Source organism: Fretibacterium fastidiosum, assembly GCF_964642095.1.
Taxonomy (GTDB): Bacteria; Synergistota; Synergistia; order Synergistales; family Aminobacteriaceae; genus Fretibacterium; species Fretibacterium fastidiosum.
The window spans coordinates 2,162,656-2,188,241 of sequence record NZ_OZ209244.1 but is presented as its reverse complement, the minus strand read 5'-3'; the positions used below and the strand labels follow the sequence as shown (position 1 = coordinate 2,188,241).

Annotated in this window: 24 protein-coding genes; 3 read left to right on the top strand and 21 right to left on the bottom strand. The window is 65.5% G+C overall.

Features of this window, described 5'->3' with window-relative positions; translation table 11 throughout:
• Positions 1-23: 23 nt before the first annotated feature.
• The 14 genes from recG to ACK28C_RS09845 all read right to left on the bottom strand — a co-directional run bounded on the left by recG (position 24) and on the right by ACK28C_RS09845 (position 14,599).
• Positions 24-2,099 carry an ATP-dependent DNA helicase RecG gene (gene recG, locus ACK28C_RS09910; protein ID WP_243440677.1) on the bottom strand — a complete coding sequence of 692 codons (2,076 nt, stop codon included), beginning with the start codon at positions 2,097-2,099 and terminating at the stop codon, positions 24-26.
• A gap of 210 nt (positions 2,100-2,309) precedes the next feature.
• On the bottom strand, positions 2,310-3,368 hold the full coding sequence (locus ACK28C_RS09905; protein ID WP_015557043.1) for a DivIVA domain-containing protein: 1,059 nt from the start codon (positions 3,366-3,368) through the stop codon (positions 2,310-2,312).
• Positions 3,337-3,780, bottom strand: coding sequence for a cell division protein SepF (gene sepF / locus ACK28C_RS09900; protein ID WP_208873793.1), 444 nt, complete (start codon positions 3,778-3,780; stop codon positions 3,337-3,339). The genes ACK28C_RS09905 and sepF overlap by 32 nt, the downstream gene beginning before the upstream one ends.
• A gap of 57 nt (positions 3,781-3,837) precedes the next feature.
• Positions 3,838-4,533 (bottom strand): YggS family pyridoxal phosphate-dependent enzyme, encoded by a 696-nt coding sequence (locus ACK28C_RS09895; protein ID WP_015557044.1) that lies wholly within the window; start codon positions 4,531-4,533, stop codon positions 3,838-3,840.
• A gap of 13 nt (positions 4,534-4,546) precedes the next feature.
• Complete coding sequence (locus ACK28C_RS09890; RefSeq protein WP_015557045.1) at positions 4,547-5,470, bottom strand: hypothetical protein; 924 nt, start codon at positions 5,468-5,470, stop codon at positions 4,547-4,549.
• Entirely contained in the window at positions 5,467-6,276 is an 810-nt protein-coding gene (gene folE2 / locus ACK28C_RS09885) for a GTP cyclohydrolase FolE2 (protein WP_015557046.1), read from the bottom strand. Before folE2 ends, ACK28C_RS09890 begins: the two co-directional genes overlap by 4 nt.
• Positions 6,273-6,665 (bottom strand): 6-carboxytetrahydropterin synthase QueD, encoded by a 393-nt coding sequence (gene queD / locus ACK28C_RS09880; RefSeq protein WP_208873794.1) that lies wholly within the window; start codon positions 6,663-6,665, stop codon positions 6,273-6,275. Before queD ends, folE2 begins: the two co-directional genes overlap by 4 nt.
• A 108-nt stretch (positions 6,666-6,773) precedes the next feature.
• Complete coding sequence (locus ACK28C_RS09875; protein WP_015557047.1) at positions 6,774-7,703, bottom strand: lysophospholipid acyltransferase family protein; 930 nt, start codon at positions 7,701-7,703, stop codon at positions 6,774-6,776.
• Entirely contained in the window at positions 7,700-8,545 is an 846-nt protein-coding gene (locus tag ACK28C_RS09870) for a hypothetical protein (protein WP_015557048.1), read from the bottom strand. The genes ACK28C_RS09875 and ACK28C_RS09870 overlap by 4 nt, the downstream gene beginning before the upstream one ends.
• A 200-nt stretch (positions 8,546-8,745) precedes the next feature.
• Entirely contained in the window at positions 8,746-10,029 is a 1,284-nt protein-coding gene (tyrS, locus tag ACK28C_RS09865; protein ID WP_015557049.1) for a tyrosine--tRNA ligase, read from the bottom strand.
• A 191-nt stretch (positions 10,030-10,220) separates the two neighbouring features.
• Positions 10,221-11,810, bottom strand: coding sequence for an MBL fold metallo-hydrolase (locus ACK28C_RS09860; protein ID WP_208873795.1), 1,590 nt, complete (start codon positions 11,808-11,810; stop codon positions 10,221-10,223).
• On the bottom strand, positions 11,807-13,267 hold the full coding sequence (locus tag ACK28C_RS09855; RefSeq protein ID WP_409152107.1) for a sensor histidine kinase: 1,461 nt from the start codon (positions 13,265-13,267) through the stop codon (positions 11,807-11,809). The genes ACK28C_RS09860 and ACK28C_RS09855 overlap by 4 nt, the downstream gene beginning before the upstream one ends.
• Positions 13,268-13,285: 18 nt before the next feature.
• Positions 13,286-13,933, bottom strand: coding sequence for a response regulator (locus ACK28C_RS09850; protein ID WP_409152106.1), 648 nt, complete (start codon positions 13,931-13,933; stop codon positions 13,286-13,288).
• Between the two features lie 93 nt (positions 13,934-14,026).
• Positions 14,027-14,599, bottom strand: coding sequence for an HDIG domain-containing metalloprotein (locus ACK28C_RS09845; RefSeq protein ID WP_409152105.1), 573 nt, complete (start codon positions 14,597-14,599; stop codon positions 14,027-14,029).
• A 252-nt stretch (positions 14,600-14,851) separates the two neighbouring features.
• On the opposite strand from ACK28C_RS09845, the gene ACK28C_RS09840 reads away from it, so the two are divergent.
• Both ACK28C_RS09840 and ACK28C_RS09835 read left to right on the top strand, forming a co-directional pair.
• The gene (locus ACK28C_RS09840) at positions 14,852-15,517 is read left to right on the top strand and encodes a polysaccharide deacetylase family protein (protein WP_015557050.1); all 666 of its coding nucleotides are present in this window, start codon (positions 14,852-14,854) and stop codon (positions 15,515-15,517) included.
• A 38-nt stretch (positions 15,518-15,555) separates the two neighbouring features.
• A complete protein-coding gene (locus ACK28C_RS09835; protein ID WP_208873797.1) occupies positions 15,556-17,652 on the top strand; it encodes a CDC48 family AAA ATPase in 2,097 nt (698 codons plus the stop codon).
• Between the two features lie 153 nt (positions 17,653-17,805).
• On the opposite strand, the gene ACK28C_RS09830 is transcribed toward ACK28C_RS09835, so the two are convergent.
• From ACK28C_RS09830 to ribD, 7 genes are all read right to left on the bottom strand, one after another.
• Entirely contained in the window at positions 17,806-18,267 is a 462-nt protein-coding gene (locus ACK28C_RS09830; protein ID WP_015557051.1) for a 23S rRNA (pseudouridine(1915)-N(3))-methyltransferase RlmH, read from the bottom strand.
• Positions 18,268-18,275: 8 nt separating this feature from the next.
• Positions 18,276-20,012: a WecB/TagA/CpsF family glycosyltransferase gene (locus tag ACK28C_RS09825; protein ID WP_208873798.1), complete on the bottom strand. Its 1,737-nt coding sequence runs from the start codon at positions 20,010-20,012 to the stop codon at positions 18,276-18,278.
• A 10-nt stretch (positions 20,013-20,022) separates the two neighbouring features.
• Positions 20,023-21,300: a serine--tRNA ligase gene (gene serS, locus ACK28C_RS09820; protein ID WP_015557052.1), complete on the bottom strand. Its 1,278-nt coding sequence runs from the start codon at positions 21,298-21,300 to the stop codon at positions 20,023-20,025.
• Positions 21,293-21,793 (bottom strand): 6,7-dimethyl-8-ribityllumazine synthase, encoded by a 501-nt coding sequence (gene ribH / locus ACK28C_RS09815; RefSeq protein WP_015557053.1) that lies wholly within the window; start codon positions 21,791-21,793, stop codon positions 21,293-21,295. Before ribH ends, serS begins: the two co-directional genes overlap by 8 nt.
• 66 nt (positions 21,794-21,859) lie before the next feature.
• Positions 21,860-23,110: a GTP cyclohydrolase II gene (gene ribA / locus ACK28C_RS09810; RefSeq protein WP_279369736.1), complete on the bottom strand. Its 1,251-nt coding sequence runs from the start codon at positions 23,108-23,110 to the stop codon at positions 21,860-21,862.
• Entirely contained in the window at positions 23,100-23,738 is a 639-nt protein-coding gene (locus tag ACK28C_RS09805; RefSeq protein WP_015557054.1) for a riboflavin synthase, read from the bottom strand. Before ACK28C_RS09805 ends, ribA begins: the two co-directional genes overlap by 11 nt.
• On the bottom strand, positions 23,720-24,850 hold the full coding sequence (gene ribD / locus ACK28C_RS09800; protein WP_409152104.1) for a bifunctional diaminohydroxyphosphoribosylaminopyrimidine deaminase/5-amino-6-(5-phosphoribosylamino)uracil reductase RibD: 1,131 nt from the start codon (positions 24,848-24,850) through the stop codon (positions 23,720-23,722). Before ribD ends, ACK28C_RS09805 begins: the two co-directional genes overlap by 19 nt.
• Before the next feature lie 179 nt (positions 24,851-25,029).
• On the opposite strand from ribD, the gene ACK28C_RS09795 reads away from it, so the two are divergent.
• Positions 25,030-25,560, top strand: a complete 531-nt coding sequence (locus ACK28C_RS09795) for a hypothetical protein (protein WP_208873799.1) — start codon at positions 25,030-25,032, stop codon at positions 25,558-25,560.
• The last annotated feature ends 26 nt before the right edge of the window (positions 25,561-25,586 follow it).

Genomic DNA, 25,586 nt, shown 5'->3' with positions numbered 1-25,586 from the left:
GCGACCTCTCCCTTCAAGGTGCCCTACGCCGTTCCGGCCAGATCCAGGCTCGCGCCCAGCCGCCTTTTCAATTCGCTGCGAAGCAGGGGCTCCCCCGTCAGTTCCGGGTCCGCGGCCAGCAGCTGGCGGGATTCCAGCCTGGCCAACTCCAGGAGCTTCTGGTCCTTTAAGAGGTTCGCCACCCGAAAGTCCGTGACGCCGTGCTGGTGTACGCCACACACCTCGCCCGGCCCCCGCTGCTGCAGGTCCGCCTCCGCGATGGCAAAGCCGTCCGACGTGGAGAGCATGGTTTCAATGCGTTCACGGCCCTCCGGCGTCGTCGTTTCCCCTTCGAGGAGGACGCACAGGCCCTTCGCCGTTCCCCGCCCGATGCGGCCCCGCAGCTGGTGAAGCTGGGCCAGCCCGAACTGTCCGGCGTCCGAGATCACCATCATTGAGGCTTCGGGGATGTCCAGCCCCACCTCAATGATGACGGTCGCCACCAGGAGGTCGAGCCTTCGTTGGACGAAGTCCTGCATGACCGACGTCTTCTCCTCAATGGGCAGCCGTCCGTGCAGCACGCCGATGCGCGCACCGGGGAGGGCGCTCGTGAGGCGTTGGCAGCGGGACGTCACGCTGTCAAGGCCCTGCCCCTCCTCGTCGTCGATCAGCGGGCACACCCAGTAGACCTGCTGTCCTGCCTGAATTCGACCTTCGATGAGCCGAAAGAGGTCCACTTCATCCGTCGTCCTCATGTGCAGGGTCTCGACGGGTTGACGCCCCGGAGGCAGCTCGTCCAGGGTGGAGACGGCAAGGTCACCGTAGACGGAGAGGACCAGGGTCCGTGGAATGGGCGTGGCGGTCATCACCAGGACGTGCGGCGAAACTCCCTTGGCGATCAGGGCGTTCTTCTGCCGTACACCAAAGCGGTGCTGTTCGTCAACCACGGTCAAACCCAGCTTCAGGAAGTTCACCTCGTCCGTAAAGACGGCGTGGGTCCCAATCAGGAGATGAACCTCCCCCGCTCCAAGCGCCTGAAGCAGGGCACGGCGCTCCGGGGCATGAAGGGTTCCCGTCAGGAGGGCTGTTTTGACGCCGAGGGATTCCAGCATCTTCCCGATCCGGATGTCGTGCTGCTGCGCCAGCACCTCGGTTGGAGCCATCAGGACGGCCTGCGCGCCCGAGTCCACGGCCGCCAGGATCGCAGCCACCGCGACCAGAGTTTTTCCAGAGCCCACGTCCCCCTGAAGGAGGCGATTCATGGGGATCGAGCTTCCCAGGTCGCGGAAGATCTCGCCGATCACCCGCTGCTGGGCGGGGGTCAATGAAAAGGGAAGGGAGCGTTCGAACGTGTGAAACTTCTGGCCGGGGGCGAGGCTCAGAGAGCGCTCCGGAAGCGCTGCGTCCGCCGCGTGCCGCATCGCGAGGCCCGTCTGCAGGAGGAAGAGCTCGTCAAAGGCCAGACGGTTGCGCGCCCTCAGCCAGCTCTCCGGATCCGATGGATGGTGCAGCTCCTGGAGGGCGGCTGTGAGGCCCTTCATCCCGTGGCGCTCGCGAATCCTCCGGGGCAGGAAGTCGTCAAGGCTGCCGCCGTACTCCTCAAGGGCCGTATCCACCAGGCGGCGCAGGCGCTTCTGCGTTAAAAAGGCGGCGGTGGGATAGACGGGGACGATGTGCCCCACCAGCTCAGGGGGCTGACCGGCCTCGAGAACCTCAAACTCCGGATTGGTGAGCTGCACGCCGTTGTAGTACTCCACCCTCCCGTAGAGGGCCAATTGCATTCCAGGCTTGAGAGATCGTGCAGCATGAGGGTTGAACCAAACGGCCCGAATCGAGGCGGAGCCGTCGTCCAGGACTGCGGAGGCGGGGCCCCCGAAACGGCTGGCGGAGGACGACACGGCGCGGACCTCCGCCACCGCGGAAGCCGTCGTGCCGATGCGAAGTTCGCGGAACGGCACGAGGCCCCTTCGGTCCTCGTAGCGCCGTGGAAAGAAATAGAGGATGTCCTCGACGGTGTGAACGCCAAGCCGGGCAAGCAGCTCCGCAACCCTTGCCCCCACCCCCTTGAGGTAGCGTATGGGGGACGTCAGCCCCTCTGGGGAACCTCGCACTGCGCTCACGAGCCGTCACCTGCCCCCCCTCTGTGCTTGTGTGCCTGTGGAACGGTACGCTCATCAAAAGATCGGCCCCTGAAGCCGGGATCGCTGGTGTCCGACCACAGGGGCCATTCGTCAGAAAAAGGGCCTCACCATTTCCAAATCGTAAACGGCAGCGAGGGCGTACCCGACAACACGCCGCGCGAAAACAACGAAATGTACGATAGATTGAAACTAAGGCTCCCCACTCTCAGGGGCATCGGACTTCCCCTCCAGGAAGTTTCTGCGGAAGTGGTCGAGTAATCGGGACGAGGAAGCGTCCTGACGCCCCGACTCGACGGGCGGCTCCGCTTCGGTTTTAACCGAGGTCTTCTCCTCCTCGTTCATCATCTCCACCTCGAACTCCTGCTGGGCCTTGTCGATCGTCTTACCGAAATCGAGGAGGAGGGCCACGGTATCCTTGAGAAACTGCTGTTTCCTGAGGTTTAGGAAACACAGACGGTTGTTGTAGTTCTCCACCTCTTTCGAGGCGTCCTCCACGAGGCGTTTTGCCTCGGAGCGGGCTGACGCCAGGGTCTGTTCGATCTGCTCCGAGGCCTCCTTCTTGCGATGGGAGAGGTCCTGTTCCAGGTCGGCCCAACGCTTCTCGGTCTCGAGGCGCATGTCCTGAGCCTCCTGCAGGATGCCGGCCGCAGAGGCCTTAGCCTTCGCGATGATCTCGGCAGCGGTCTTTTCCGCCTCGTCCAGCTGCATGTGGCTTTGAGAGTCGATCTCCCTGGATTTGGCGTTCGCCTTCGCGACGATGTCGGCGGCCGTCTTCTCCGCGTTCGAGATCGTCGTATCCGCTTGAGAGGTGATCTCCCTGGATTTGGCGTTCGCCTCCGCGACGATCTCAGCGGCCGTCTTCTCCGCGTTCGAGATCGTCGTATCCGCCTGAGAGGTGATCTCCTCGACCTTGGAGTTGGCTTCCGAGAGATACTTCTCCGCCTCGACCCGCGCGTCCGCCAGGATCTGCTCCGTCTGAGCGCGAGCCTGCTCCTCCATCTCCTTGGCGCCCTTGCGCGCTTGAATGAGGGCGTCCTTGATCATGTCCGTCATGGACTCCTGCTTTTTGACGTACTCCTCAAGCTCGCGTATCCGGTTTTCGCGCTCGTTCAGACGCATCGCGTAGGTCTCAAAGTCGTCCGCGACCTGATTCAGGAAGTCCTCGACCTCCTGAACCGCGTATCCCCCGAAGGAAACTTTCTTAAAGGCCTTGACCTCAACGTCCTTGGCGGTCAAAAGTTCCATCATTTAGCGGCTCCTCCTCAACCCATTCCTCGAACATTCCCTCGTGTGGCGTCACCAGGTACAAAGCGGGTTCAATGTACTCCATGCGGCCTTTATGGGCAAACGCAACCCCCCCCATAAAGTTGATGAACGGACGTCCCTCCTCCTCAAATTCTCTGGGGTCCAGCTCGTGAAGGTCCAGGAGGACCATGATCCCGTTCAGGAGGGCATCCCTGAGCCTCAGCTTTATGCTCTCCGACGGCACACCCTTAAAGAAGACAAGCCTTGGAGCGGATAAGAGATGGGGTTCGTCCCGTCGCCTCGCCTTCGGTCTTTTGGTTGCCGTCCTCTGTTCCTCGACCTCGTAGTCATCGGGCTCATCGACGTAGTCATCGTCGCCGTAAAACCCGAGGACCTGCATTAACCTCCTAAGCACCCGTCCGTTCCTCCTTATAAAGAACAGGATAAAACCTGCCCCTTAATATACCATGGACTACAGCATCTTGTACTCGCGAGGGCCAAAAAGGGCCGTGCCAATCCTCACCATGGTGCTCCCCTCCAGAATCCCCCACTCAAAGTCGCCGCTCATTCCCATCGAGAGCACGGGCAAGGGAAGGCCGCATCGCCCTCTGGCGTCCTCCGCCATCCCTCTTAATTCGGCGAAGGCCTGGCGGACGCGCACCTCGTCGTCCGTCAACGGACCGATGGTCATCAGTCCCTCCAACTTGAGGTTGGGCAGGGTCAGTACGCGATCCAGAAGGGCGGGGAACGCCTCGGGCGCCATCCCCGTCTTGCTGGCCTCCTTCGCCGTGTTCACCTCGATCAGCACCGACAGGCGGCGGGACAGCTCCCCCGCGATGCGGTCCAGGCGCTCCGCCAGGGGGATCGAGTCCAGGGAGTCGACGGCGTCAAACAGTTCCACGGCGCGGCGCGCCTTGTTGTTCTGCAGGTGCCCGATCAGCCGCCAGGGGGGCGTTGGATGATCCCCCCACGCCTCTCGCTTCACCTGCGCCTCTTGGACCTTGTTCTCGCCGATCGCATCGACAAGGGAGGCGACCTCCTGCATCTCCTGAACGCTCCTGGTCTTCGTCACTCCCACCAGGAGGACGTCCGAGGGTTTCCGTCCCGCGAGGGCCGCCGTGCGCGCCACACGCTCCCGGATGGCTGCCGCGTGCTCCTTAAGCCCCATCAGCAAATCCCCCCTACCAAATCCTCACGATGCTCTCCTGAATGGTGTCGGCATCCAGAATCAGCTTGTTCCCCGGCATCACGCCCCGCACGATGAAGAAGTGCCCCATGCCCGCCGGGAAGCCCTCGACGTCACGCGAAAGGACCCTGTTCCCCTGAAGGAGGAAGATCACGTTTCGACCGTCCTTCGTGATCACGGTGCTGTCGGGGACCATGACCCCCTGTTGATCTCCCGCGACCACGCGGGCGGAGAAGGATCGGGAACGCAGCGCCTCCGGAGGAAAGAACGGCAGCCTCAAGCAAACCTTGACCTTCTGCCCCATCGTCTTGAAGGACACCACCTCCGCCTTCCTTTCCTTGCCCTCCGGCTCCGTCTTGATGCGGATGGCGGCTTTCCGCATGCGCAGGCTGCGCAGGAGGGACGGCGTGCCGTCCAGGTAGGCGATGCAGCGCAGCGTCTGCGGCTGGGGGACCAGCTTGCCGATGGGCGCCCCCTTGCGAAGCTGAGTGCCGTTCTCCAGAAGGACGGCGGGCCTGAAAAACGGAAAGGGGGCGAAGTCCGGCCACAGCTTTGAATAGAACCAATGCCCCTCCTGTCCGTCCAGGGCCGGATAGAAGTAGGCGGGGTACGGCGCACGAATCGCGACCCCGTCCAGGGCCGCCAACATCTCGCCCTTCGCGACCCGGCGCGGCAACGGCGAGGGGTAGGTGAACACCCCGTCCTGCGGCGCGAAGACCGGCTGCTCGTCCCACAACAGGATACCCTCGAGGGGCTGTTCCTCGACGTAGCCTGCGGCAAACGCCTCGATGATCTGAGGATGGGACAACCTGTAGCTGTCGAGCCAGGAGAAGTATATCCGGATCGCCGCCAGCAGGATCAGCAGAAAGAGGACGTAGTAAATCAGTCGGCTGAGGAACTCGTCTCCCCTCCGGGTCATCGCTGACCGCGTTCCCCGTCGGGCGGAGCGGGCTTCCCCTTGTCCCGCGTGACCTCGGCGAAGGCGTCGTGGTTGTGGATGCTCTCGGCGCTCGTGATGGAGACGGAATACCACGACACCCGAGGCTCCCGGTTCAGCGCAACGGCGAGGTCCCTCACGACGTCCTCCACGAAGCGGGGATTCTCATAGGCCCGCTCCGTAACGTGCTTCTCGTCCTCCCGCTTCAGGAGCGTGTAGAGCGGGCTGGAGGCCGCTTCCTCCGCCATCGCGATCAATTCCTCGAACCACATGAAGTGCGTGCAGCGGACCTTGATCGCGACGAAGGCGCGCTGGTTGTGGGCTCCGTACTTCGAGATCGCCCGGGAACAGGGACAGAGCGTCTGCACGTGGACGCCCACGCCCGTGACCATGTCAAACTTTCCGACGCTGAAAATACCCTCCAAATTGGCCTCGTAGCGCATGAAGCTCTCGATGCCCGAAACGGGGGCCCTGCGCCGGATGAAGTAGGGGAACTCAAAACGAATCGAGGCTTCGGGGGCGTCCAGCCTGTCGCACAAGCGCTTTGTGACGGCCTCCAGCGTGACGGGGGATATCCTGCCGCAACAGTCCTCAAGGGCCTCGATAAAGCGGCTCATGTGCGTCCCCCGGTACTGATGGGGCAGGAGGACGCTCATGGAGACGGAGGCCACCGTGTCCTGCGTCTTATCCTGCCGGGACATGACGACGATGGGGTAGCTGACGTTGCTCACCCCCACCCGGTCGATCTGGATCTCCCGCAGGTCAGCTTCCATCTGAACGTCCTTCATGGGCGTCTCTCCCCTTCCTCCGTCAAAACGGGGTCGGAGGCCCTCAGGACGACGCCGTTCGACGCGGTCTCCCAGACCCGCACCTCAAAGAGGCGGCAGTTCGGGCGCTGAAGGGACGCCTCGATCCGCTTCCAGGTCCACAGGGCGATGTTCTCGGCCGTCGGCTGGGGGATGGTGTCGTTGAGGTAACTGTGGTCCAGGACCGCGATCACCCGCTCCTTGACGATGGAGGAGAGCTCGCAGAAATCCATGATCATCCCCTCGCCGTCCGGTGTCCCCTCGAGGAGCACGGCAAGGCGATACGTATGGCCGTGCAGCCGTTCGCACTTCCCATGATACCGCACAAGATTGTGAGCCGCCTCAAATTTAAACTCCTTGCGAAGCAACATGATCCTCTTCTCCTCCGCCCCGGGTCCCTTCAATCTGTCTCTCGCCACAAAGCCGTCGTGAGGACAAAATCGGGGAGAGCCTGAAGGGCCTGCTCTCCTTATCCATCATTATACAGGACATACAGGACTTTTTTCGGCGGCACCGTCTTTCACGACCGTCTGCCGCGATAGCGGGCGGGATTTCCAGCGGTCGTGCAGCCAAAACCACAGTTCGGGCCTCGGGGCGATGATCGCCTCGAGGGCGCGGTTGATCGCGAGGGTCCCTCCCCCGATCCGCTCCGCCCGGCTCCCCTGACCAGGGATCGAGAGGGGCGGGAAGACGCGCACGCCGTGCTCAAAGGGCCCCCGACGGTAGATGCCCAGGGGGACGATGGGGACCGACGCCAGCATGGCGAGGATCGCAGGCCCTGGAGAGTTGGTGCACTCGTGCCCCATAAAGGGCAGCGTCAGGGCGCCCTCGAGCCACGAGACGTCCGCCAGGATCGCAATGTGGGCGCCGGCCCGCAGCCGGTGCGCCATCTCGAGGACGGACATCTCCTTCGGCAGGACGGAGATGCCGCCCCTCTCCCGAAACCCCTTCAGGACCCCGGACAGGTCGCGGTCGTGGATTTCCTGAAAGACGGCGTAAAGCTGCCGACCCTTCGCCTTGAGGACCTGGGCGTACCACGTCCCCAGGAGCTCCCAGTTTCCGAAGTGCCCCGTCAGGAGGATGGCGCCCTGCCCTCCTTCCGCCAGCTCGTCCAGGATGGAGCGCCCCTCGACGCCGGATATCCACGAGGACGCCTGGCCGGGGTCCCGCTGCAGGGCCAGGACCTCGGTGACGGTCCAGGCCAGATTTTGATAGACCCGCGCTCTGAAGGCCCTGCGCCAGGCCGCGTCCCTCTCGGGCCAGACGAGGCGCAGGTTGGCGTCGATCCTCTCGCGGCGCGGCTGGACGAGCTTCAGGAGTCCATAGAGGACCCCGTAGACCATGCGCCCGCGCCATCCGGCGTCGGCGACGGCCTGAAAGGCTCTGACCGCACACGCCGCAGCGCTCATGGGAGGACCGACCCTCCCAGGGCGCTGGAGTAAAGGGCGACGAGGGAATCCGCACTCCGTTCGGGGGAACAGCGCGCCTTGATGAAGTGCCGCGCGGAGACGGCCACGGCCCTCCCCCGCTCCGAGAGGGCCGCTTCCAGCGCGAGCCTCCAAGCCTCTTCCGTGTCCTCCGCCGCGCGGACATACCCCTCGCTCCCCAGGAGGGCGTTCAGGTGCGGGGACTCGATCGCCGCGGCGACCAGTCCCTGCATGGTGAGGGAGGCCGCCCTCAGCGCGTCAAACGGCTGCGGCCCTGCGATGAAGACGCCGCTTCGCGCCGTGGGGGCATCCGGGGAGAGGTCGTCCGTCCCGACCACCGGATGCTCGTTGCCGCTCAGGGCGTCCTCGAGGCCCTGACCAGCGGCGTCTCCCAGGCACACGACGGGCAGAGGGCCCTCGTCGTCCACGCCGGAGATGCGAAAGTCGAAGGCGGGCAGGATCAGCGATTCACCGTCCCTGGCCCGGTCCGGAAAGAGGCGGGAGGGGTATCCGCACCAGGACGTCTTCTCATCGAAGGACGTGTGGACCGCGCGTGCGCGCAGCCGGACGATCCGCCACCATGCCGGAGCGTCCCCCCAGAGGTGCCAGAGCGCCCGTCCGGAGAAGAGGATGCGGCTCGCGCGCTCAAGGCCGGTCAGGGCGCTCCAGGCGGAGACGTCCCGCGCGTCGATCCCGGCGACGCTCCCATCGACGTAAAGGGAGAGGGGGACCCCCCGCGACCTCAGCGACTCCGCCATGCGGCCGATCAGCGCTCGCCGCCAGACATCCACCGTTTTTGAAACGTACCAGACACAGGGGATCATCCGCATCTCCTCCGGACAAAACGATTCGGGAAACGCCCATTCGTTCGCGAAAACCGCTGAACGAATGGGCAACCGCCAAACGAAAAGTGCCCGACAGCGCTTCCTGAAGACCGAACTCGTAAGGCGATCGACGCCCCGTCACGCCAGGGGCGTCGGCGCCACCAAGCCTTCGCTTCTGCGTCAGTCGACCGCCTGCCGCGTCAGCGGACGACCGAGAGCACGTAGAACTTCTTGCGTCCGACGCGCACGAAGAGGTAGCGCCCGTAGCGCAGCTGGTCGGCGTCGATGGAGGCCCCCTCGTCCGCCACGCGCACGCCGTTGATCGAGACGCCGCCCTGGCGCACGGCGCGCTTGGCCTCTCCCCTGCTGGCGCAGGCGCTGCAGGCCGTGAGGACGTCCAGGACCCCCGCGGGCATGGAGAGCTTCGCCTCGCTGCAGGGAGCCTCACGCTTCAGGGCTAGGCAGGTTTCCTCGGACAGGCCCGACAGGTCCACATCCGGGTCGAACAGGACGGCGCTGACCTTCGCGACGCTCTCCGCGGCCGCAGCGCCGTGCACTCTCTGGGTGACCTCCGTCGCCAGGCGGCGTTGGGCCACGCGGCGCTCCGGGTGGGCGGCGTGCTCCTCCATCAGCAGACGAACGTCCTCCAGGGGCAGGAACGTGTAGAGCTTCAGCAGCCGCTCCACGTCCCGGTCGTCCGCGTTCACCCAGAACTGATAGAACTGGTAGGGCGACGTGCGCTCCGCGTCGAGCCACACCGCTCCCGCTTCCGTCTTGCCGAACTTCGTGCCCGACGCCGTGAGCAACAGGGGCTGAGTCAGGCCGAAGACCTCGCCGCCACTCGTCTTGCGGATGTACTCCGTCCCCGCCAGCAGGTTCCCCTGCTGGTCGTTTCCCCCCATCTGCAGCTTGCAGCCGTAGTGATCGTGGAGGTGCTTGAAGTCGATGGCCTGCAGGAGCACGTAGGAGAACTCCGTGTAGGATATCCCCTTCTCCGGGTCCTCGAGCCGGCTCTTGATGTACTCTCTGGCGATGAGGTTGTTGACGGAGAAGTACTTCCCCACGTCGTGCAGGACGTCGAGGAACGTCATCCTGGAGAGCCAGTCGTAGTTGTTCAGCAGGAGCGCCGAGTTCTTCCCGCAGTCGAAGTCGAGGAAGTGCGCCAGCTGCTTGCGCACCCCCTCGACGTTCCTCTGGACGGCCTCCAGCGTGATCAGGTTGCGCTCCTTGCTCTTGCCCGACGGGTCGCCGATCAGGCCGGTCCCGCCTCCCGCAAGGGCGATGGGCCGATGCCCCGCCCGCTGAAGCCATCCCAGCGCCATCAGGGGGATGAGGTGTCCCACGTGCAGGCTGTCCGCCGTTGGGTCAAACCCTACGTACGCGGTGACCATCTCGGACTGCATGACCTCCCGCAGGCGATCCTCCGAGGTGCACCACTCGAAGTACCCGCGCGCCTTCAACACGTCAAAAGCGTTGCATGACATCAAACCCGCCCTCTCAATCCTCAAGACGTAAAAGCCCGCGAGGACCGCGCCGCGGCGAAATATGCGCGGAACCCCCAGGCCTGTGCTCCTTTTTATTATAAAACATAAACGAAAAAAATGGCGGCGTTCGGGAGAACGCCGCCTGGCGCCGCGCCGGACCGATCGCCGGGGAGGCAGGGGGCACCTCTCCTTCAGGAAGCGCCCTTCATCCTGTGAGCCGCCATCTCCAGCAGGGCGCGGGACGCGGCCAGGTAGTGCATCGCCTCCTCCGAGTCGCCGAGGGCGCCGGAGCTGCGCCGCAGCTGCTCCACGAGAAGCGCAAGGTCGTCGATGGCGTGCAGCGTCCTCTCGGCCGCAGGCTTGGCCGAGGGCTGCGCCACCTTCCGCGCCAGGGCGTTCGGCTCGAGGGCGAACTCCTGCCCCAGGCCGGGGACGATGGCGCGCCGCCCCGCCTCCTGCAGGGAGACGGAAAGGGCCCGGGAGGACTTCGCCTCGCCGTGGGTCACGAAGAAGAGCGGGTTCGTCCTGAAGTTGCCGGCCCAGGCCAGGAGGTCGTCGCGGTCCGCGTGCGCGGAGAAGCCTCCGATGGTGTGGACCCTGGCCCGCACGGCGACGTCCTCCCCGCCGATGCGCACCTGGGGCTCTCCCTCCACGATGCGGCGACCCAGCGTGCCGTAGGCCTGATACCCGACGAAGATGATGTGGTTTTTGGGGTTCCATGCGCTGTGCTTGATGTGGTGGATGATGCGCCCGCCCGAACACATCCCGCTGCCCGCGATCACGATGCAAAAGGGGACGTTGTTGATGCTTCGGGACTCGTCCGGGGTGGAGACGCTCTGAAAGCCCCTGGGGGCGAAGACGTCCACCCCGGAGGCCGCGTACCTCCGCACCTCGTCGGACAGGGTCCCGACGTGGGACCGGTAGAGGTCCGTCGCCCGCACGCCCATGGGGGAGTCCAGGAAGATGGGGACCTCGGGCAGCACCCCCTCGATCTGCATCAGGGAGAGCTCGAAGAGGATCCGCTGTGCGCGATCGACGACGAAGCTGGGGATCAGCACCTTCCCCCTGTCCCTGAGCGCCGTCAGGACGGCCTCGCGGAACTCCGCCCGCGACGCCTGGTCGTCCTTGTGGAGACGGTCGCCGTAGGTCGATTCGATCAGGACGTAATCCGCCTCCCTGAAGATGGAGGGCGTGCCGTCGATAGCCGCCCGCTGCTGCCCCAGGTCCCCGCTGAAGACGACGCGCGCGGACTTCCCCTCCTCGCTCAGGTCCAGCAGAATGGACGAACTGCCCAGGATGTGCCCCGCGTCCCTGAAGGTGGCGGAGACTCCGGGAAGCACCTCCAGCGTCTCCTCCCACTCCAGCGGCCGCAGGCACTTCAGGGCAGCCTCCGCCTCGTCGTCCCCGTAGAGGGGAAGGACGGCGGGCAGTCCGCGGCGCAGGGCCTTGCGGGTCTTCCACTCCGCCTCTTCCGCCATCAGGCGCGCCGAGTCGTGCCACAGGATATCCACCAGTTGAGCCGTGGCGCCGGTGGTGTAGATCGGCCCCTTGAAGCCGTTCTTCACCAGCCAGGGGATGCGCCCGGAGTGGTCCATGTGCGCGTGGGTCAGGAGGATCGCCTCGATTTCCCCCGGGGCGACGGGGAGGGGCTCCGCGTTCTTGAGGTCCTCGTCCTCCCCCTGATGGATGCCGCAATCCACAAGGATGCGACGGCCGGCCGTCTCAAGGCAATAGCACGAGCCCGTCACCTCGCCGGCCGCGCCCCAAAAGCTGACGTTCAATGGGATTCCCCCTTAATCGCCCGCCCCCCTGCGGGGGCCGGCCCAATCTTCTCCCCGTTTTCGCCCTCCGCCCCCTCCGCGTTCAGGGCTACGCTCAGGGGCAGGGCGGCGAGGATCCGCGTCCCCCTCCCCGGCTCCGAGGTCACCTGGAGGCTGCCCCCCATCAGGGACATCCGCTCCGTCATGTTGGCCAGGCCGCGATGCCCCTGAAGGCGCAGCGTCTCGTGATCGACGCGGGCGTCGAAGCCCCCCCCGTTGTCCCGGATGTCGAGGAAGAGTTTTCCGCTTTCGGCGTGGACCTGCGCATGGACCTCCGTCGCGCCCCCGTGCCGCACGGCGTTGGAGATCGCCTCCTGGAAGATGCGCATGAAGGAGAGGGTCGTCTCCGGCCCCACGTCCAGGTCGTCTTCGACGTCCACTCCCACCTGAACGTCGTAGTTCTGCGACTGGCGTTCCGCAAGCTCCGTGAGGGTCCTCGCCAGCCCCAGGTCCATCCATGGCGGGGCCAGCTCGTCGCAGAGGCCGCGCAGCTCGCGCACGACCGTCTTTGCCAGGGATTCCGTCCTCTCGATGCGGGGCTGCGGGGAGTCGTCCTCCAACAGCATGTGGATCTGCTGAAGGAGGGCGGTGATGTCCTGAAGCGGGCCGTCGTGGATCTCCCTGGCCATGTCCAGCCGCTCCTTCTCCTGCACTCTGACGATGTCGCGAACGTAGCGATTGCGGAGGTTGTCCCTCTCCACCGCCGCCTTGGAGAAGCGCATCAGGGCGCGGTGGACGCTCTCGATCTCCCTGACGGCGCCGCGCTCCAGCTCGGGGGAGATGCCCTTCCCCAGGCTCAGGCTGTCGATCTCCGCCACCAGGGACTGGAGGGGCAGCACCAGCCGGCTCCAGAGGAGGCGGATGGCACAGAAGCTCCCCAGCGTCATCAGGACGATGAGCGCGGGCCACATGCGCACGACCCTCACCAGACCGCCCAGGAGTTGATCCCATGAGACGGCGGCGACGACGAGCCCGTCTCCCTTGCTGAGGGGGTAGATCGCAAGGGTGTACTGGGCCCCCTGCTTGTCCGTCACCCGCGTCGCCGTCCCGATGGGCAGGTCGTTGCGCCAGATGGCCGCAATGTTCATCGCCCCAGGGGAGGCCATGATGACCTTCCCGTCCAGGCTGAGGAGCGCCACCCATCCAGGGATCGAGGGCCCCCACGAGAAGAAGGGATAGCGCGAGGCGTCACCCATCAGGCTGTAGGGAAAGGACCAGACCCGCGCGTCCGAGCTCAGGTGGTAGGCCAGGTCCTGAACGTAGGAGCGGACCGCGGCCTCCATGGCCCTCTCCTGGCTCACCATCCCCAGCACGGCCACGAGGACCACCGCGATGGAGGGAAGGAGCAGCGCGCACAGGAGAAAGGCGAGGAAGTGGTGCTTCGTCCCGCGGAATCGGGCGAGCCTCTCCCTCAGCATGGCAGGGCCCGTACGCCGCTATTCCTCGTCATCCGCCAAGAGCTCCTCGAGGGTGACCACCCCGTACTTCAGGGCCAGGAGCAGCGCCTCCGTCTTGTTCTTGGACCCCAGTTTGTCGTAGATCGAGGCCAGGTGCGTCTGCACGGTGCGCTCGCTGATGAAGAGGCGCTTGGCCACCTCCTTGCTGGAGAGCCCCTTCGCCGCAAGGAGCAGGACCTCCCTCTCGCGCGCGGAGAGCTGTTCTGGAATGAAGTCGCGCTCCCCCATCACCGAGGCCACCTCCGGGTCGAGGTAAAGGCCGCCCTTGGCCACGGTGTTGATCGCTGTGGTGAGCTCCCGCGGGCTCACCGTCTTCAGCACGAAGCCGCGGGCGCCGGCGCGAAGCGAGGCCATGACGTACTGCTGCGCGTCGTAGGAGGTCAGCATGATCGTCGCGGTGGCCAGCCCCGCGGTCTTGACCTTCTGGGCGACGGAGACGCCGTCCAGCCCCGGCATCCGAATGTCGAGGAGCGCGACGTCGGGCTTCAGCTCCTGAATCAGGTCCCACGCCTTCACGCCGTCCTCCGCCTCCGCCACGAGCGAAAAGGAGATCTCCCTTCGAAGGAACTCCGCGATGCCCGCGCGGGTCAGGGGGTGATCGTCTGCCAGCAAAATTTTGATCGTCATAATGGATTCTTCTCTCCCGGTCTGCGCCCGATTACGGGCGCGTTTTTAGTTCAAAACGTTTTGAGTTGAAAATTAAGTCCAGGGCCGCCGGCCTCAGGCCTGGAACCCGATCTGGGCCTCGATGGGACGGAGCGCGAGGATGGTCTCCTCGATGACCTGGTCCAGGGGCATCCCCATCCTCTCGGCCCCCTCCTTGATGAGCTCCCGGTTCACCCCGCGGGCGAAGGCCTTGTCCTTCCACTTCTTCTTCACCGACTTCAGCTCCAGGTCGGCCAGAGAGCGCGACGGACGCACGAGGCCTGCGGTGATGACGATCCCCGTCAGCTCGTCGACGGCAAAGAGCGTGCGCTCCATCGCGTTCGAGGGCTCCACGTCGATGCATATCCCGTAGCCGTGGGACTCGACGGCGTGGATGATCTCCTCGTCCACGCCGGCCTCGCTCAGGAAATCCCGTGCCAGGTGACAATGCCTTTCCGGCGTCTGCATGGTGCGCTCCCAGTCGATGTCGTGCAGGATGCCCACGACGCCCCAAAGGTCCTCGTCCTCCCCCGCCAGCCTCGCGAAGTGGCGCATGGCGCCCTCGACGGCCAGCGCGTGGCGCAGGTGGGACTCCTCGGTGTTGTACTTCTTCAGGAGCGCCAGGGCCTCGTCCCTGTCAGGTCTCAAGTGTCTCTCCTCCTAAGCTCGACCGAATCCGGAAGCGTAACCGCCTCAACAAAATTGCGGACGAAAAAGGGTATGCTTTCATCTAAAATAAATCTCTTGTATTATATAGCGTCTTTTCCCGACTTCCCTCTCATGTTAGGCTGATATTGAGATTGGGAAAATGTCGTGGTTCAGGCGCGGGCGCGGCGCCCTGAGAGAAGTCCGAGAGGAATCCTGAAGATAAAGGAATGAGGCCGTTTGTGTCGAAAGTTTATGCTGTGTGCCCTGACGCTGTTCCTCTGCATCGAGTGGGGCCCCTTGTCCATGGAGCGGCGAAGGTGGGGCATCGCCTCGGGGGACCCCTTCGTGAAGGAGATCGCCCTGACCTTTGACGACGGCCCAAGAGAGCACGGAATGCAGGAGCTGATGGCCGCGCTGAAGGAGCAGGACGTTCACGCGACCTTCTTCCTCGTGGGGAAGTTCGCGGAACGCTACAGCGGGATAACGCTTTCCCTGAGCCGCGCGGGGCACGAGCTGGAAAACCACAGCTACACCCATCCGCGGCTCTACACCCTTTGGATCGAAAAGATCATGCGGGAGGCGGAGCGCTGCGACGAGGTCTTTGAGAACCTGAACCTGCCGAGATCGCGCTTTCTGAGGCCGCCCGGCGGCGCCTTCAACCTCAAGGTGTTCAACGCCATGCGGCGCATGAACCTGAGGCTTGGCCTCTGGAACGTGAACACTGCGGACTACACGGGAAAGCCCGCCCAGGACATCGTGAGGCTGGTGACGGAGAACGCAAAGCCCGGAGCGATCGTCCTGATGCATTCGGGGGTCCCCAACACGGTGGCCGCGCTCCCGCAGATCGTCGAGACGCTTCGGCTGAGGGGCTATCGTTTCGTCCGCCTGAGCGAGCTGTGGGACGGAGGACTTGTCTAGGGGCGGCAGAGGGCCTGACCCCGGGAAGCGGTGAGGAGATGCGAAAGGATTTCAAGGTGCAGGAGTCGTACCCAGGAGACGCCCTGAAGGGCATTGCCAGAATGCACCCGAAGGACATGGAGCAACTGGGGCTCTCGGAGGGCGCGCTCATCGAAATCACGGGAAAGAGGACGACGGCGGCCCGCGCCAGGGCGGGGGACCCGGAGGCGGGGCGCGGCATCCTTCAAATCGACGGCCTGCTCCGCGAGAACGCCTCGACCTCCCTGGACGAGACGGTCAGCGTCGAGGGGGCCGTGGAGCGGCGCTTTGCGGGCAATGCCACCCTGGAGCCCCTGACGGAGACGAAGCTGTCGGACAAGGAGCAGGACCAGGAGTACCTGTTATCGTCCCTGGAGGACACGGCCGTCCGCACGGGAGACCGCGTGCGGGTCAACCTCTTCGGAACCCGCGTCTGCGACTTCCGCGTCACGGCGACGACGCCCGCGGGGACGGTGGTGCTCAACAGGGCCACCTGCCTGAACCTGCTGAAGCCCGCGAAGACGGTCCGACCGCACAGGGTCTCCTACGAGGACATCGGCGGCCTCGGGGCGCAGATCCGCAAGGTGCGGGAGATGATCGAGCTCCCCCTGCGCTTTCCGCAGGTCTTTGAGCGCCTCGGCATCCAGCCTCCCAAGGGGGTCCTGCTCTACGGCCCTCCGGGGACGGGGAAGACCGTCATCGCCAGGGCGGTGGCCGGGGAGACGGACGCCTGGTTCACCCACATCTCCGGGCCCGAGATCATAGGGAAGTTCTACGGGGAGAGCGAGGAACGGCTCCGCAACATCTTCGAGGAGGCACAGGAGCGGGCTCCCTCCATCATCTTCATCGACGAGATCGACGCCATCGCTCCGAAGCGCGAGGACATGGGCAGCGAGAAGCAGGTGGAGCGCCGGGTCGTGGCCCAGCTCCTCGCGCTGATGGACGGCCTCGAGTCGCGCGGGCAGGTCGTCGTGATCGCGGCGACCAACATCCCGAACGCGCTGGACCCCGCCCTTCGGCGTCCGGGGCGCTTCGACCGGGAGATATCGGTCCCGATCCCCAACAGCGCGGGACGACTTGAGATCCTTCAGATACACACGCGCGGTATGCCCCTGGCGAAGGACGTGGACCTGAAGAGGGTGGCCGCGCTCTCCCACGGCTTCGTGGGCGCCGACCTCGAAGCGCTGGCGAAGGAGGCCGCGATGGCCTGCGTGCGCGACGTCCTGCCCTACGTCGATCTCAGGACCCAGACGATCCCCTACGAGAGGGTCGCAGCCCTCGAGGTCGGGATGCGCCACTTCCTGTCCGCCCTGATGGAGATCGAACCCTCGGCGATCCGCGAGGTCTTCGTCGAGATTCCAGACGTCTCCTGGCAGGACATCGGGGGGCTGGAGGACGTCAAGGCGGAGCTCTACAACGCCGTTATGTGGCCGCTGGAGCACGCGGACCTCTTCGAGAGGTGTGGGATCCGACCGATCCGCGGGATCCTGCTTCACGGGCCCTCCGGGACGGGGAAGACCCTTCTGGCGCGCGCCCTGGCACGAGAGAGCGGGATCAACTTCATCCCGGTCAAGGGGCCTTCCATTATGTCGCGCTACATCGGGGAATCCGAAAGGGCCCTCCGCGAGGTCTTTCGCGTGGCGCGTCAGGCGGCGCCCTCCATCCTCTACTTCGACGAGGTCGAGTCCCTCCTCCCCGCGAACGCGGGGGACGGCGTCACCGAGAAGCGGGTCATCGGACAGTTCATGTCCGAAATGAACGGCATCGAGGACCTTCAGGGCGTCGTCGTCCTGGCCACGACCAACCGGCTGGACCTGGTGAATCCGTCGTGCCTCACGCCCGGAAGGTTTGACCTGATCCTGGAGCTTTCCCTGCCGGACGCGGAGGCGCGGCGGGATATCTTTCAGATCGAGCTCCGCAGGAAGCCCGTGGCGCCGGACGTGGACCTGACGACCCTCGCGGAGCGCACCGACGGCATGACGGGCGCAGACATCGCCTTCATCTGCCGGAAGGCGGCCCTGGCAGCCCTGCGGGACAGTATCACGCAGGGCGTGGAGACGATCCTCCTCGCGGCATCCCACTTCGAGGCAGCGCTGGAGGACCTGGGCAGGCGCTGACGGAACGCCCGCCACTGAACGTACCGTCTCATTCCATTTCCAAATCCTTCGTGGACGAGGCGGCTTTTGCGAGCTGCAGCGAAGGCGTACATAATAGTACGTCGAGCAAGGCGAGCAAAAACAACGAAGTGTACGATGGATTTGGGATTGGAATTAGTGGTGGTATCCGGTCCCCTGTAAAATCGAGAAAGCGCGGTACAGCTGCTCCGCCAGGAAGAGGAAGCTCATCTCGTGGGTGAAGGTCATTTGGGAGAGCGAAAGCCCCGTGTCCGCGCGCGCCTTCACCGCGTCGCTCGTCCCCCAGGGGCCGCCGATCACCATCAGGAGGCGTCCTCCGGCCCGTTCCATTTCAGCGGCAAGAAACGAGGCGAACCCCGGACTGTCGTACTCGGCGCCGTCCTCGCGCAGGAGGACCGTCCGATCCCTGGGCCTGATGCGGCGCAGGATATCCTGCCCCTCCTTCGCCATCGCCTCCTCCGGCGAGCGCGCCGGAACGTCCGGGGTGCGCTCCACCCCCACCAGTCCCGCCGGGCGAATGCGCGCCAGGTAGTCCTCCGCCAGCGACGCCAGCGCCCTCTCCCTGGACCTGCCCACGGCGAGGATCAGAACCTTCATCCCCGTCGTCAGCGCGGAGCGCTGCGCGTGGGGTGGAGCCTCACCTTCGCCGCCAGCACCCGCGCCACGAAGGAGAACAGCCCCAGGTCCTTCCTCCAGCGGGCTGGCTCCTGGAACAGCCGATAGAGCCACTCCATCCCGATCTTCTGCACCCATGACGGCGCCCGACGGAGCTCTCCGGCAAAGACGTCAAAGGCGCCCCCCACCCCCACGGCCAGGACCTTCCCCAGGCGCTTTTCGTGCAGGGCGACCCACTTTTCCTGCCGGGGAAGCCCCATGGCCACCAGGAGGACCCTGGCTCCGCTGGCCGCGACGGCGGCGGGCACGTTCGGGTCCTCCATCTCGAAGTACCCGTCCCGCGTCCCTGCGACGATCAGGCCCGGATATCGGGCGGACAGGGCGGCAGCACACCGCGCCGCCGTGTCTCCGCTCGCGCCCAGAAAGTACACGGGCCATCCCTCGACGGCGGCCGTGCGGCAGAGCTGTTCGGCGAAGTCGATCCCCGCCACCCGTTCCTGAAGCGGCATTCCGAGGAAGCGCATCCCCCACAGAAGGCCGGTCCCGTCGGCCAGGACCAGCGCGGAACGCCGCAGGATGCCGCGGTACTCCTCGTCCTTAAGGGCTTCGACCATCCCCAGGGCGTTGACGGTGGCCACGAGTTGAGCGCCTGTGCCCCGTGGATTGGAGATCAGCCCACGGGACCGGGAGATCGCGTAATTCATGGAGACGTTGTCCAGGGGAACCCCCCACAGTTCGGGGGCCTCGCGGGCGATGGCGCCCCGCTTCGTCCGGCGGCGGAACAGCGAGAAGATCACGGCAAAGACGCACAGGCCCACGACGCCCCAACACCCCCGCATCATGGTGCGCGGAGGGGACTGGATCAGCGCCGCCGCGATGCTGACGAGGGCGCAGAGCCCCGCGATGAAGCGAACGGCGTCCGGGTGCTCCAGCCCCCGCGCGATCATGGCCCTGTAGAGGTGTCCTCCGCCGTCGGGGCGCTCGGCGAACGCGCGGCCGCACCAGAGGAGCAGGACCTCCGCAGCGGGAATGGCGTAGAGCCCCACGGAGAGGAAGAACATGGAGCTGAAGACGATACCCTTGCTGTTCCCCAGGATCGCTGTGCCCGCCACCAGGATGCTCCACATGGAGGACATGGCCCGTCCCGCTTGGCGGTAGGCGTTGCCGAAGCGGCTCCAGAAGGCCCCAAGGAGGGCGAGGCCCGCAAAGGTCATGAAGAACGCCTCCGAGGCGGGGCCCTCCATCAGGAGGACCGCCATGAGCATCAGGGGGTACGTCGCGGCCAGGACGTTCCCCACCAGCCCGGGGATATCGTCCAGGTGACGAAAGACGATGGGAAAGGCCGTAAACCAGAGCGTCGTCAGGGCGAAGGAGGCGGAGGGCTCCAGGTAGATGTAGTCTCCGTCGGAAAAGCGTATGTAGTGGATCGAGGGCCCCCAGAGGGCGCAGAGCACGCCGATCAGGAGAAAGCAGAGGTCCCACCTGCGCCTGTGGTAGAGGGCGCCGGCAAGCCCGACGGCCCCCGCGACGGCGGCGGCGGCGGCCACCGCCCTGGAGTAGGGCGAACCGAACCAAATGGCCAGGAGCATCCATATCCCCAGCAGAAGCAGGTCTCGAAAGTAGTTGTATTGGCGGAGCGGCAAGGTTCGCTTGATCCAGAACTGAACCGCGATGCAGAGAATCGCCGCCAGGGAACAGCCGACGGCGATCGTCGCGTAGTCAGGCACGCGGGCCCCCTCAGTCCTTCCCGATCGCGCTCGTGCCGTTCATGTAGGGCACGAGCGCCCTGGGGACGACGACGGTGCCGTCCTCCCGCTGGAAGTTTTCGATGATTGCGATGAGCGTGCGCCCCACGGCGATGCCGGACCCGTTCAACGTGTGGACGAACCGCGGCTTGCCGCCGCTTGCCGGGCGGTAGCGGCAGTTCATCCGGCGGGCCTGAAAGTCCTCGCAGTTGCTGCACGAGCTGATCTCGCGGTACCTCTTCTGTGAGGGGAGCCAGACCTCGAGGTCGTACGTCTTGGTCGAGCCGAAGCCGATGTCCCCGGAACAGAGGGACACCACGCGATAGGGCAGCTCCAGGGCCTGCAGCACCGATTCCGCGTCTGCCGTCAGCTTCTCGAGCTCGTCGTAGCTCGTCTCCGGCGTGCAGAGCTTCACCATCTCCACCTTGTCGAACTGGTGCTGACGCAGCATTCCCCGAACGTCCCGGCCTGCGGACCCGGCCTCCCGCCGGAAACAGGGCGTGTAGGCGGTGTAGTAGAGGGGCAGGTCCGACTCCTCCAGGATGCTCTCGCGGTGAAGGTTGGTGAGCGGCACCTCCGCCGTGGGGATCAACCAGAGGTCCTCGTCCGCGATACGATACAGGTCCTCCGCGAACTTCGGCAGCTGCCCCGTCCCCTCCAGGATCGCGGACCGAACCATGAAGGGCGGCTCCACCTCGAGGTACCCCTGTTTCTGGGTGTGCAGGTCCAGCATGAAGGCGATCAGGGCACGCTCCATGCGGGCGCCCATCCCCTTCAGGACGGTAAAACGGCTCTGAGCGAGCAGGACGCCCCGTTCAAAGTCCATGATGCCAAGCGCCTCGGCGATGTCCCAGTGGGGCTTGGGCTCGAAGGAGAACTCCCGTGGCGTTCCCCAGGTCCGAACGACGGGGTTGTCGTCCTCGTCCTCCCCCACGGGCGTCGTCTCGCTCAGGCGGTTGGGGAGCCGCATCAGGCAATCGTTCAGTTCCGACTCCGTCCTGCTCAGCCCCTCGTCCAGCTCCTTGATCCGGTCGCCCATGAGGCGGATCTCCTGCATGAGGGCGTCAACGTTTTCGCCCGTCTTTTTCGCCGCTCCCACCTTGCGGGACCCCTCGTTGCGCCTGGCCTTCAGGTCCTCCGTCTCCATGATGATGTGGCGGCGCTTCTCGTCGAGCGCCTCCAGTGCGTCCATATCGAAGTCGTGCCTGCGGTTTTTCAGAAACGACTCCACCTCTTCGCGGTGCGCGAGCATCCAGCGAAGGTCAAGCATTGCGCGTCCCCCCCCTCGTTCCGTCCGCCGTGCGGATCGTCCTCATCAAATTCGCCATCTCAATGGCGCCGTAAGCGCAGTCCGCCCCCTTGTTCCCCGCCTTGCTGCCGGCCCGCAGCAGCGCCTGATCCAGCGTGTCGCAGGTCAGGACGCCGAAGATCACGGGGACCCGCTGTTCCAGTCCGACCTGCGCGAGGCCCTTCGACATCTCCGCCGAGACGTAATCGAAGTGCGGCGTGTCCCCCCGGATCACCGCCCCAAGGGCGATGATGGCGTCGTACTTGCCCATCAGCGCGATCTCCTTCACCGTGAGGGGCAGCTCCCAGGCTCCGGGAACCCAGAAGACGTCGATGGCGTTGTGGGAGACGTCGTGACGCAGGAGCACGTCCTTTGCCCCGTCGAGCAATCGGCTCGTGATCAACTCGTTGAAGCGCGAGGCGACGATTCCGACGGACAGCCCCGTCCCCAGCAGTTTTCCCTCTATGACTCGCATCAGACACACCTCGTTTGTCTATCGTTATTTTTATCTCTTGAAGCGTGGATTTTCCGAGAAGCGGCCTTATAGCAGGTGGAGCAGGTGTCCCATGCGGTGCTCCTTCGTCTTCATGTACCTCTCGTTGTATGGGTTCGGCTCGATGACGATGGGGACGCGGTCCACGATCTCAAGCCCGTACCCCTCCAGGCCGACCACCTTCTTGGGGTTGTTCGTCATCAGGCGAATGCGCTTCAGCCCCAGGTCCATCAGGATTTGAGCCCCCGTCCCGTACTCGCGCAGGTCGGGCGGAAAACCCAGGGCGACGTTCGCCTCCACGGTGTCCATGCCCGCGTCCTGAAGCTCGTAAGCCTTGAGCTTGTTGAGGAGCCCGATGCCGCGCCCTTCCTGACGCATGTAGAGCAGCACGCCCCGTCCTTCCCTCTCGATCATCGACAACGCCGCGTGGAGCTGAGGTCCGCAGTCGCAGCGCAGGGACCCCAGGAGGTCCCCCGTAAAGCACTCGCTGTGCACTCTCACGAGGACGGGTTCTCCGCTCGCAACGTCCCCCATGGTCAGAGCCACGTGCGTGTGCGCGTCGTCGTCCTGCAGTTTGCTGCGGTATGCGTGGGCGCGAAACGCGCCGTACTCCGTCGGCAGGTTGACCTCCACCCTCCGCTCCACCAGCTTCTCCCGGCGGCAGCGCCAAGCGATCAAGTCCTTGAGGACGATGAACGTCAGGCGATGCTGCCCGGCCAGGGCCAGCAGGTCCGGAAGCTGAGCCATGGCGCCGTCCTCGTTCATCACGTCGCAGGAGAGCCCTGCGGGTGGGAGCCCCGCCAGGCGCGCCAGGTCCACGGCCGCCTCCGCGTGGGAGGCCCGAACGAGGACGCCTCCATCGCGCGCCTCCAGCGGAAAGAGGTGTCCCGGTCGCACGAAGTCCTCCGCATGGGTCTCCGGGGACGCCGCCAACCGCGCGGTCAGGGCTCGATCCGCTGCGGAGACGCCGGTGAGCACCCCCTCGCGGGCGTCCACCGGAACGAGAAAGGGCTCCGCCCTGGTGCCGCCCTGCTGCGGGGCTGCGACGGGAGTCAACTGGAGCCTGCGAGCCACCTCGCCGGCGACGGGAAGGCAGATCAGTCCCCGCGCGTACCGCATCATAAAGTTCACGTTCTCCGCCGTCGCGCCGGAGGCCGCTCCCACGAGGTAGCCCTTGTCCTCCGGGCCCTCGTCGTCGGCCACGAGGACCAGCTCCCCCCGGCGCATCGCCTCGATCGCCGCTTCGACCTTGTCGAACGGGGGCCGCTCGTCCTTCACCGCACCCTTTTCAATAGCCAAGTCCCCTCAGCTCCTCCATTGTGAGCCCTTTCCCGCTCCGCGAACCCCTCAGCAGGCGCTCCGTATATTTACCCAGTATATCCGTCTCGAGGTTGACGACGCTTCCCACCCTGGCCGCCCCCAACGTGCAGGACCTGAGCGTCGTGGGGATCAACCCCACCGAGAACTCCGCCTCCAGCGCGTCGATCACCGTCAGGCTGACGCCGTCGAGGGCCACGGAGCCCTTGGGCACGATGCCGCGCAGCAACTCTGGATCGGCGCGGAAGACGGCCCTTCGGGCCGTGCCCTCCCCGGTCATCTCGCGCAGGACCGCCGTGCCGTCCACGTGTCCCAGCACCAGGTGTCCGTCCAGGCGGTCCCCCAGCCTCATGGCGCGCTCCAGGTTGACCGCGGTCCCCGGCTGCAGGGCCCGAAACCACGTGCGTTCCGCCGTCTCCGGCATCATCTCCACGTCAAAGGCATCGCCCCGCAGCGCCGTGACGGAGAGGCACGCGCCGCTGACCGCTACGGACTGCCCCAGGACCAGCTGAGGGGCGATCTTCGGGCACTCGATCGACAGGGTGTGGACCAGTCCTCCCCTGGTGAACGCCCGAACCCTCCCCACGGCCTCTACAAGTCCGGTGAACATGAAAAGCGCCCCTCCACCAGGAGGTTGTCCCCCACGGGCCGCGACGTGACGTCCTTGAGGTTGAAGGACTCTGCGACGGAGGCCGGCGAGAACCCCTCTCCCATCCCGATTCCCTCGCCCAGGACCCTGGGCGCCACGAACAGCGAAAGGGAGTCCGCGAGATGCCCTTCCATCAGGGCGGTCAGCACGCGCGGCCCCCCCTCCACCATCAGCGTGAGTACGCCCTCCCGTGCCAGAAAGGCCAGAGCCACCTCAAGGTCCACGCGGCCTTCGCGGGACGGCAGCGGCACGACGCGCGCCCCGGCGGCCTGCAGGGCCCGCGCCCTCTCCGCCTCCTGGGAGATCGTGAGGATCAGGCACCCGCCGCGAAGGGCCCTGGCGCTCGTCGGGGTGCGCAGGTGCGAGTCCAGGATGACCCGCAAGGGGCTCTTGCCCTCCGTGTGCCGCACGGTCAGTTCAGGATCGTCCTTCAGCACCGTGCTCACCCCCACCAGGATCGCGTCGTGGGAGGCGCGCATCCCATGAGCCCACTGGCGAGCTTCGGGGCCCGTGATCCATCGGCTGTCGCCGTCCGTCAGCGCCATGCGCCCATCGAGTCCGGACGCCGCCTTGAGGGTCACCCAGGGGCGACCGAGGGTCTGGACGCGGATGAATCCCTTGTTGACCCGGCGCGCCTCCTCTTCGAGGCAGGGTGCGGAGACCTCCACCCCCGCCTCCCGCAACACGGCCAGCCCTCCGGAGTTCACCCTGGGATTGGGGTCCGCGGTACCCGCCACCACGCGGGATACCCCCTCACGAACCAGCCTCTGGGCGCAGGGGGGCGTCCGGCCGAAGTGACAGCACGGCTCAAGGGTCACGTAAACTTCGGCGCCGCGCGCCGTCTCGCCCCGCCGCTCGGCGTCCTTCAGGGCGGCAACCTCCGCGTGGTCCTCGCCGCACCGACGGTGCCACCCCTCCCCCAGAATGCGCCCATCGCGCACGAGGACACACCCCACCATCGGGTTGGGGGAGGTTCGCCCCATGCCGCGCAGGGCCAGGGACAGGGCCCGGCGCATATAGTATTCGTCTACCCTGCGATTGACAACGATCTCGTCCATCTCCTCACAAGACAACCGAAAGAGAGCGGGCCCCTTCGCCGCTCTTTTTCAGCTTGAGATACATTATACCTGATAAAAAATATAACGACGTTCGATTTTCCAGCCTCTCACGCTCTTGTATGGTGTATCATACTCCAATGCGAACGTTCCATCGCCCCTGCGGAACGAACTATTTTGATAACGAAGGAGACGTCATGACGAAGAGAGAAGACGAAATGTGCCCTCATCCCTCGCGCTCCGTCCTCCGCGCGGCGCTGAGGACCGGGATGGGCCTTGCGCTGTGCGCCGCCCTGTGCCTGAGCCTCTGCCGGCCCCTCTGGGCGTCGGGGAATGTGGAGCGGGCTCTGGCGCTGCTCGAAAAATTCACCCCAGGCATGACCTACGAGCAGACCTCTGCCCTGCTGGACGCAGCGGCGGAGGCCAACGCCGTGGGAGGCGACAAAAAGCTGCTGCGCCGGGCGTGGCTTCACGGTGAGTTTGGGGTCGAGATATATTTTCTGGAGGAGCGGGCCTACCGCATCGACGTCCTCTCCCACTTCGCGCGGGAGCAGGACGTATCCAAAGCGCTCGACGAGGTCCTGAGGCTGGGACAGGGACGGTACGGCAGCGCCCCGCGCTTTGACCTCAACCTCGGCGAGTACTACTGGATCGCGGGAGCCTACAGGCTCTCCTTCTGCAAGGCAGGGCCCAGGGAGGTGCGCCTCAGCAGGAGAGCGGCGCGCTGACCTTGCGGCGTCGTAAGGGTTTAGGG

Bases quoted from the DNA above. Each gene is read 5' to 3' on its own strand.
- ACK28C_RS09905 (WP_015557043.1), bottom strand. From the start codon at position 3,368: ATGATGGAACTTTTGACCGCCAAGGACGTTGAGGTCAAGGCCTTTAAG.
- ACK28C_RS09895 (WP_015557044.1), bottom strand. From the start codon at position 4,533: ATGGGGCTTAAGGAGCACGCGGCAGCCATCCGGGAGCGTGTGGCGCGC.
- ACK28C_RS09890 (WP_015557045.1), bottom strand. From the start codon at position 5,470: ATGACCCGGAGGGGAGACGAGTTCCTCAGCCGACTGATTTACTACGTC.
- folE2 (WP_015557046.1), bottom strand. From the start codon at position 6,276: ATGAAGGACGTTCAGATGGAAGCTGACCTGCGGGAGATCCAGATCGAC.
- queD (WP_208873794.1), bottom strand. From the start codon at position 6,665: ATGTTGCTTCGCAAGGAGTTTAAATTTGAGGCGGCTCACAATCTTGTG.
- ACK28C_RS09875 (WP_015557047.1), bottom strand. From the start codon at position 7,703: ATGAGCGCTGCGGCGTGTGCGGTCAGAGCCTTTCAGGCCGTCGCCGAC.
- ACK28C_RS09870 (WP_015557048.1), bottom strand. From the start codon at position 8,545: ATGATCCCCTGTGTCTGGTACGTTTCAAAAACGGTGGATGTCTGGCGG.
- tyrS (WP_015557049.1), bottom strand. From the start codon at position 10,029: ATGTCATGCAACGCTTTTGACGTGTTGAAGGCGCGCGGGTACTTCGAG.
- ACK28C_RS09855 (WP_409152107.1), bottom strand. From the start codon at position 13,267: ATGCTGAGGGAGAGGCTCGCCCGATTCCGCGGGACGAAGCACCACTTC.
- ACK28C_RS09850 (WP_409152106.1), bottom strand. From the start codon at position 13,933: ATGACGATCAAAATTTTGCTGGCAGACGATCACCCCCTGACCCGCGCG.
- ACK28C_RS09840 (WP_015557050.1), top strand. From the start codon at position 14,852: ATGCTGTGTGCCCTGACGCTGTTCCTCTGCATCGAGTGGGGCCCCTTG.
- ACK28C_RS09835 (WP_208873797.1), top strand. From the start codon at position 15,556: ATGCGAAAGGATTTCAAGGTGCAGGAGTCGTACCCAGGAGACGCCCTG.
- ACK28C_RS09830 (WP_015557051.1), bottom strand. From the start codon at position 18,267: ATGAAGGTTCTGATCCTCGCCGTGGGCAGGTCCAGGGAGAGGGCGCTG.
- serS (WP_015557052.1), bottom strand. From the start codon at position 21,300: ATGCTTGACCTTCGCTGGATGCTCGCGCACCGCGAAGAGGTGGAGTCG.
- ribH (WP_015557053.1), bottom strand. From the start codon at position 21,793: ATGCGAGTCATAGAGGGAAAACTGCTGGGGACGGGGCTGTCCGTCGGA.
- ACK28C_RS09805 (WP_015557054.1), bottom strand. From the start codon at position 23,738: ATGTTCACCGGACTTGTAGAGGCCGTGGGGAGGGTTCGGGCGTTCACC.
- ACK28C_RS09795 (WP_208873799.1), top strand. From the start codon at position 25,030: ATGACGAAGAGAGAAGACGAAATGTGCCCTCATCCCTCGCGCTCCGTC.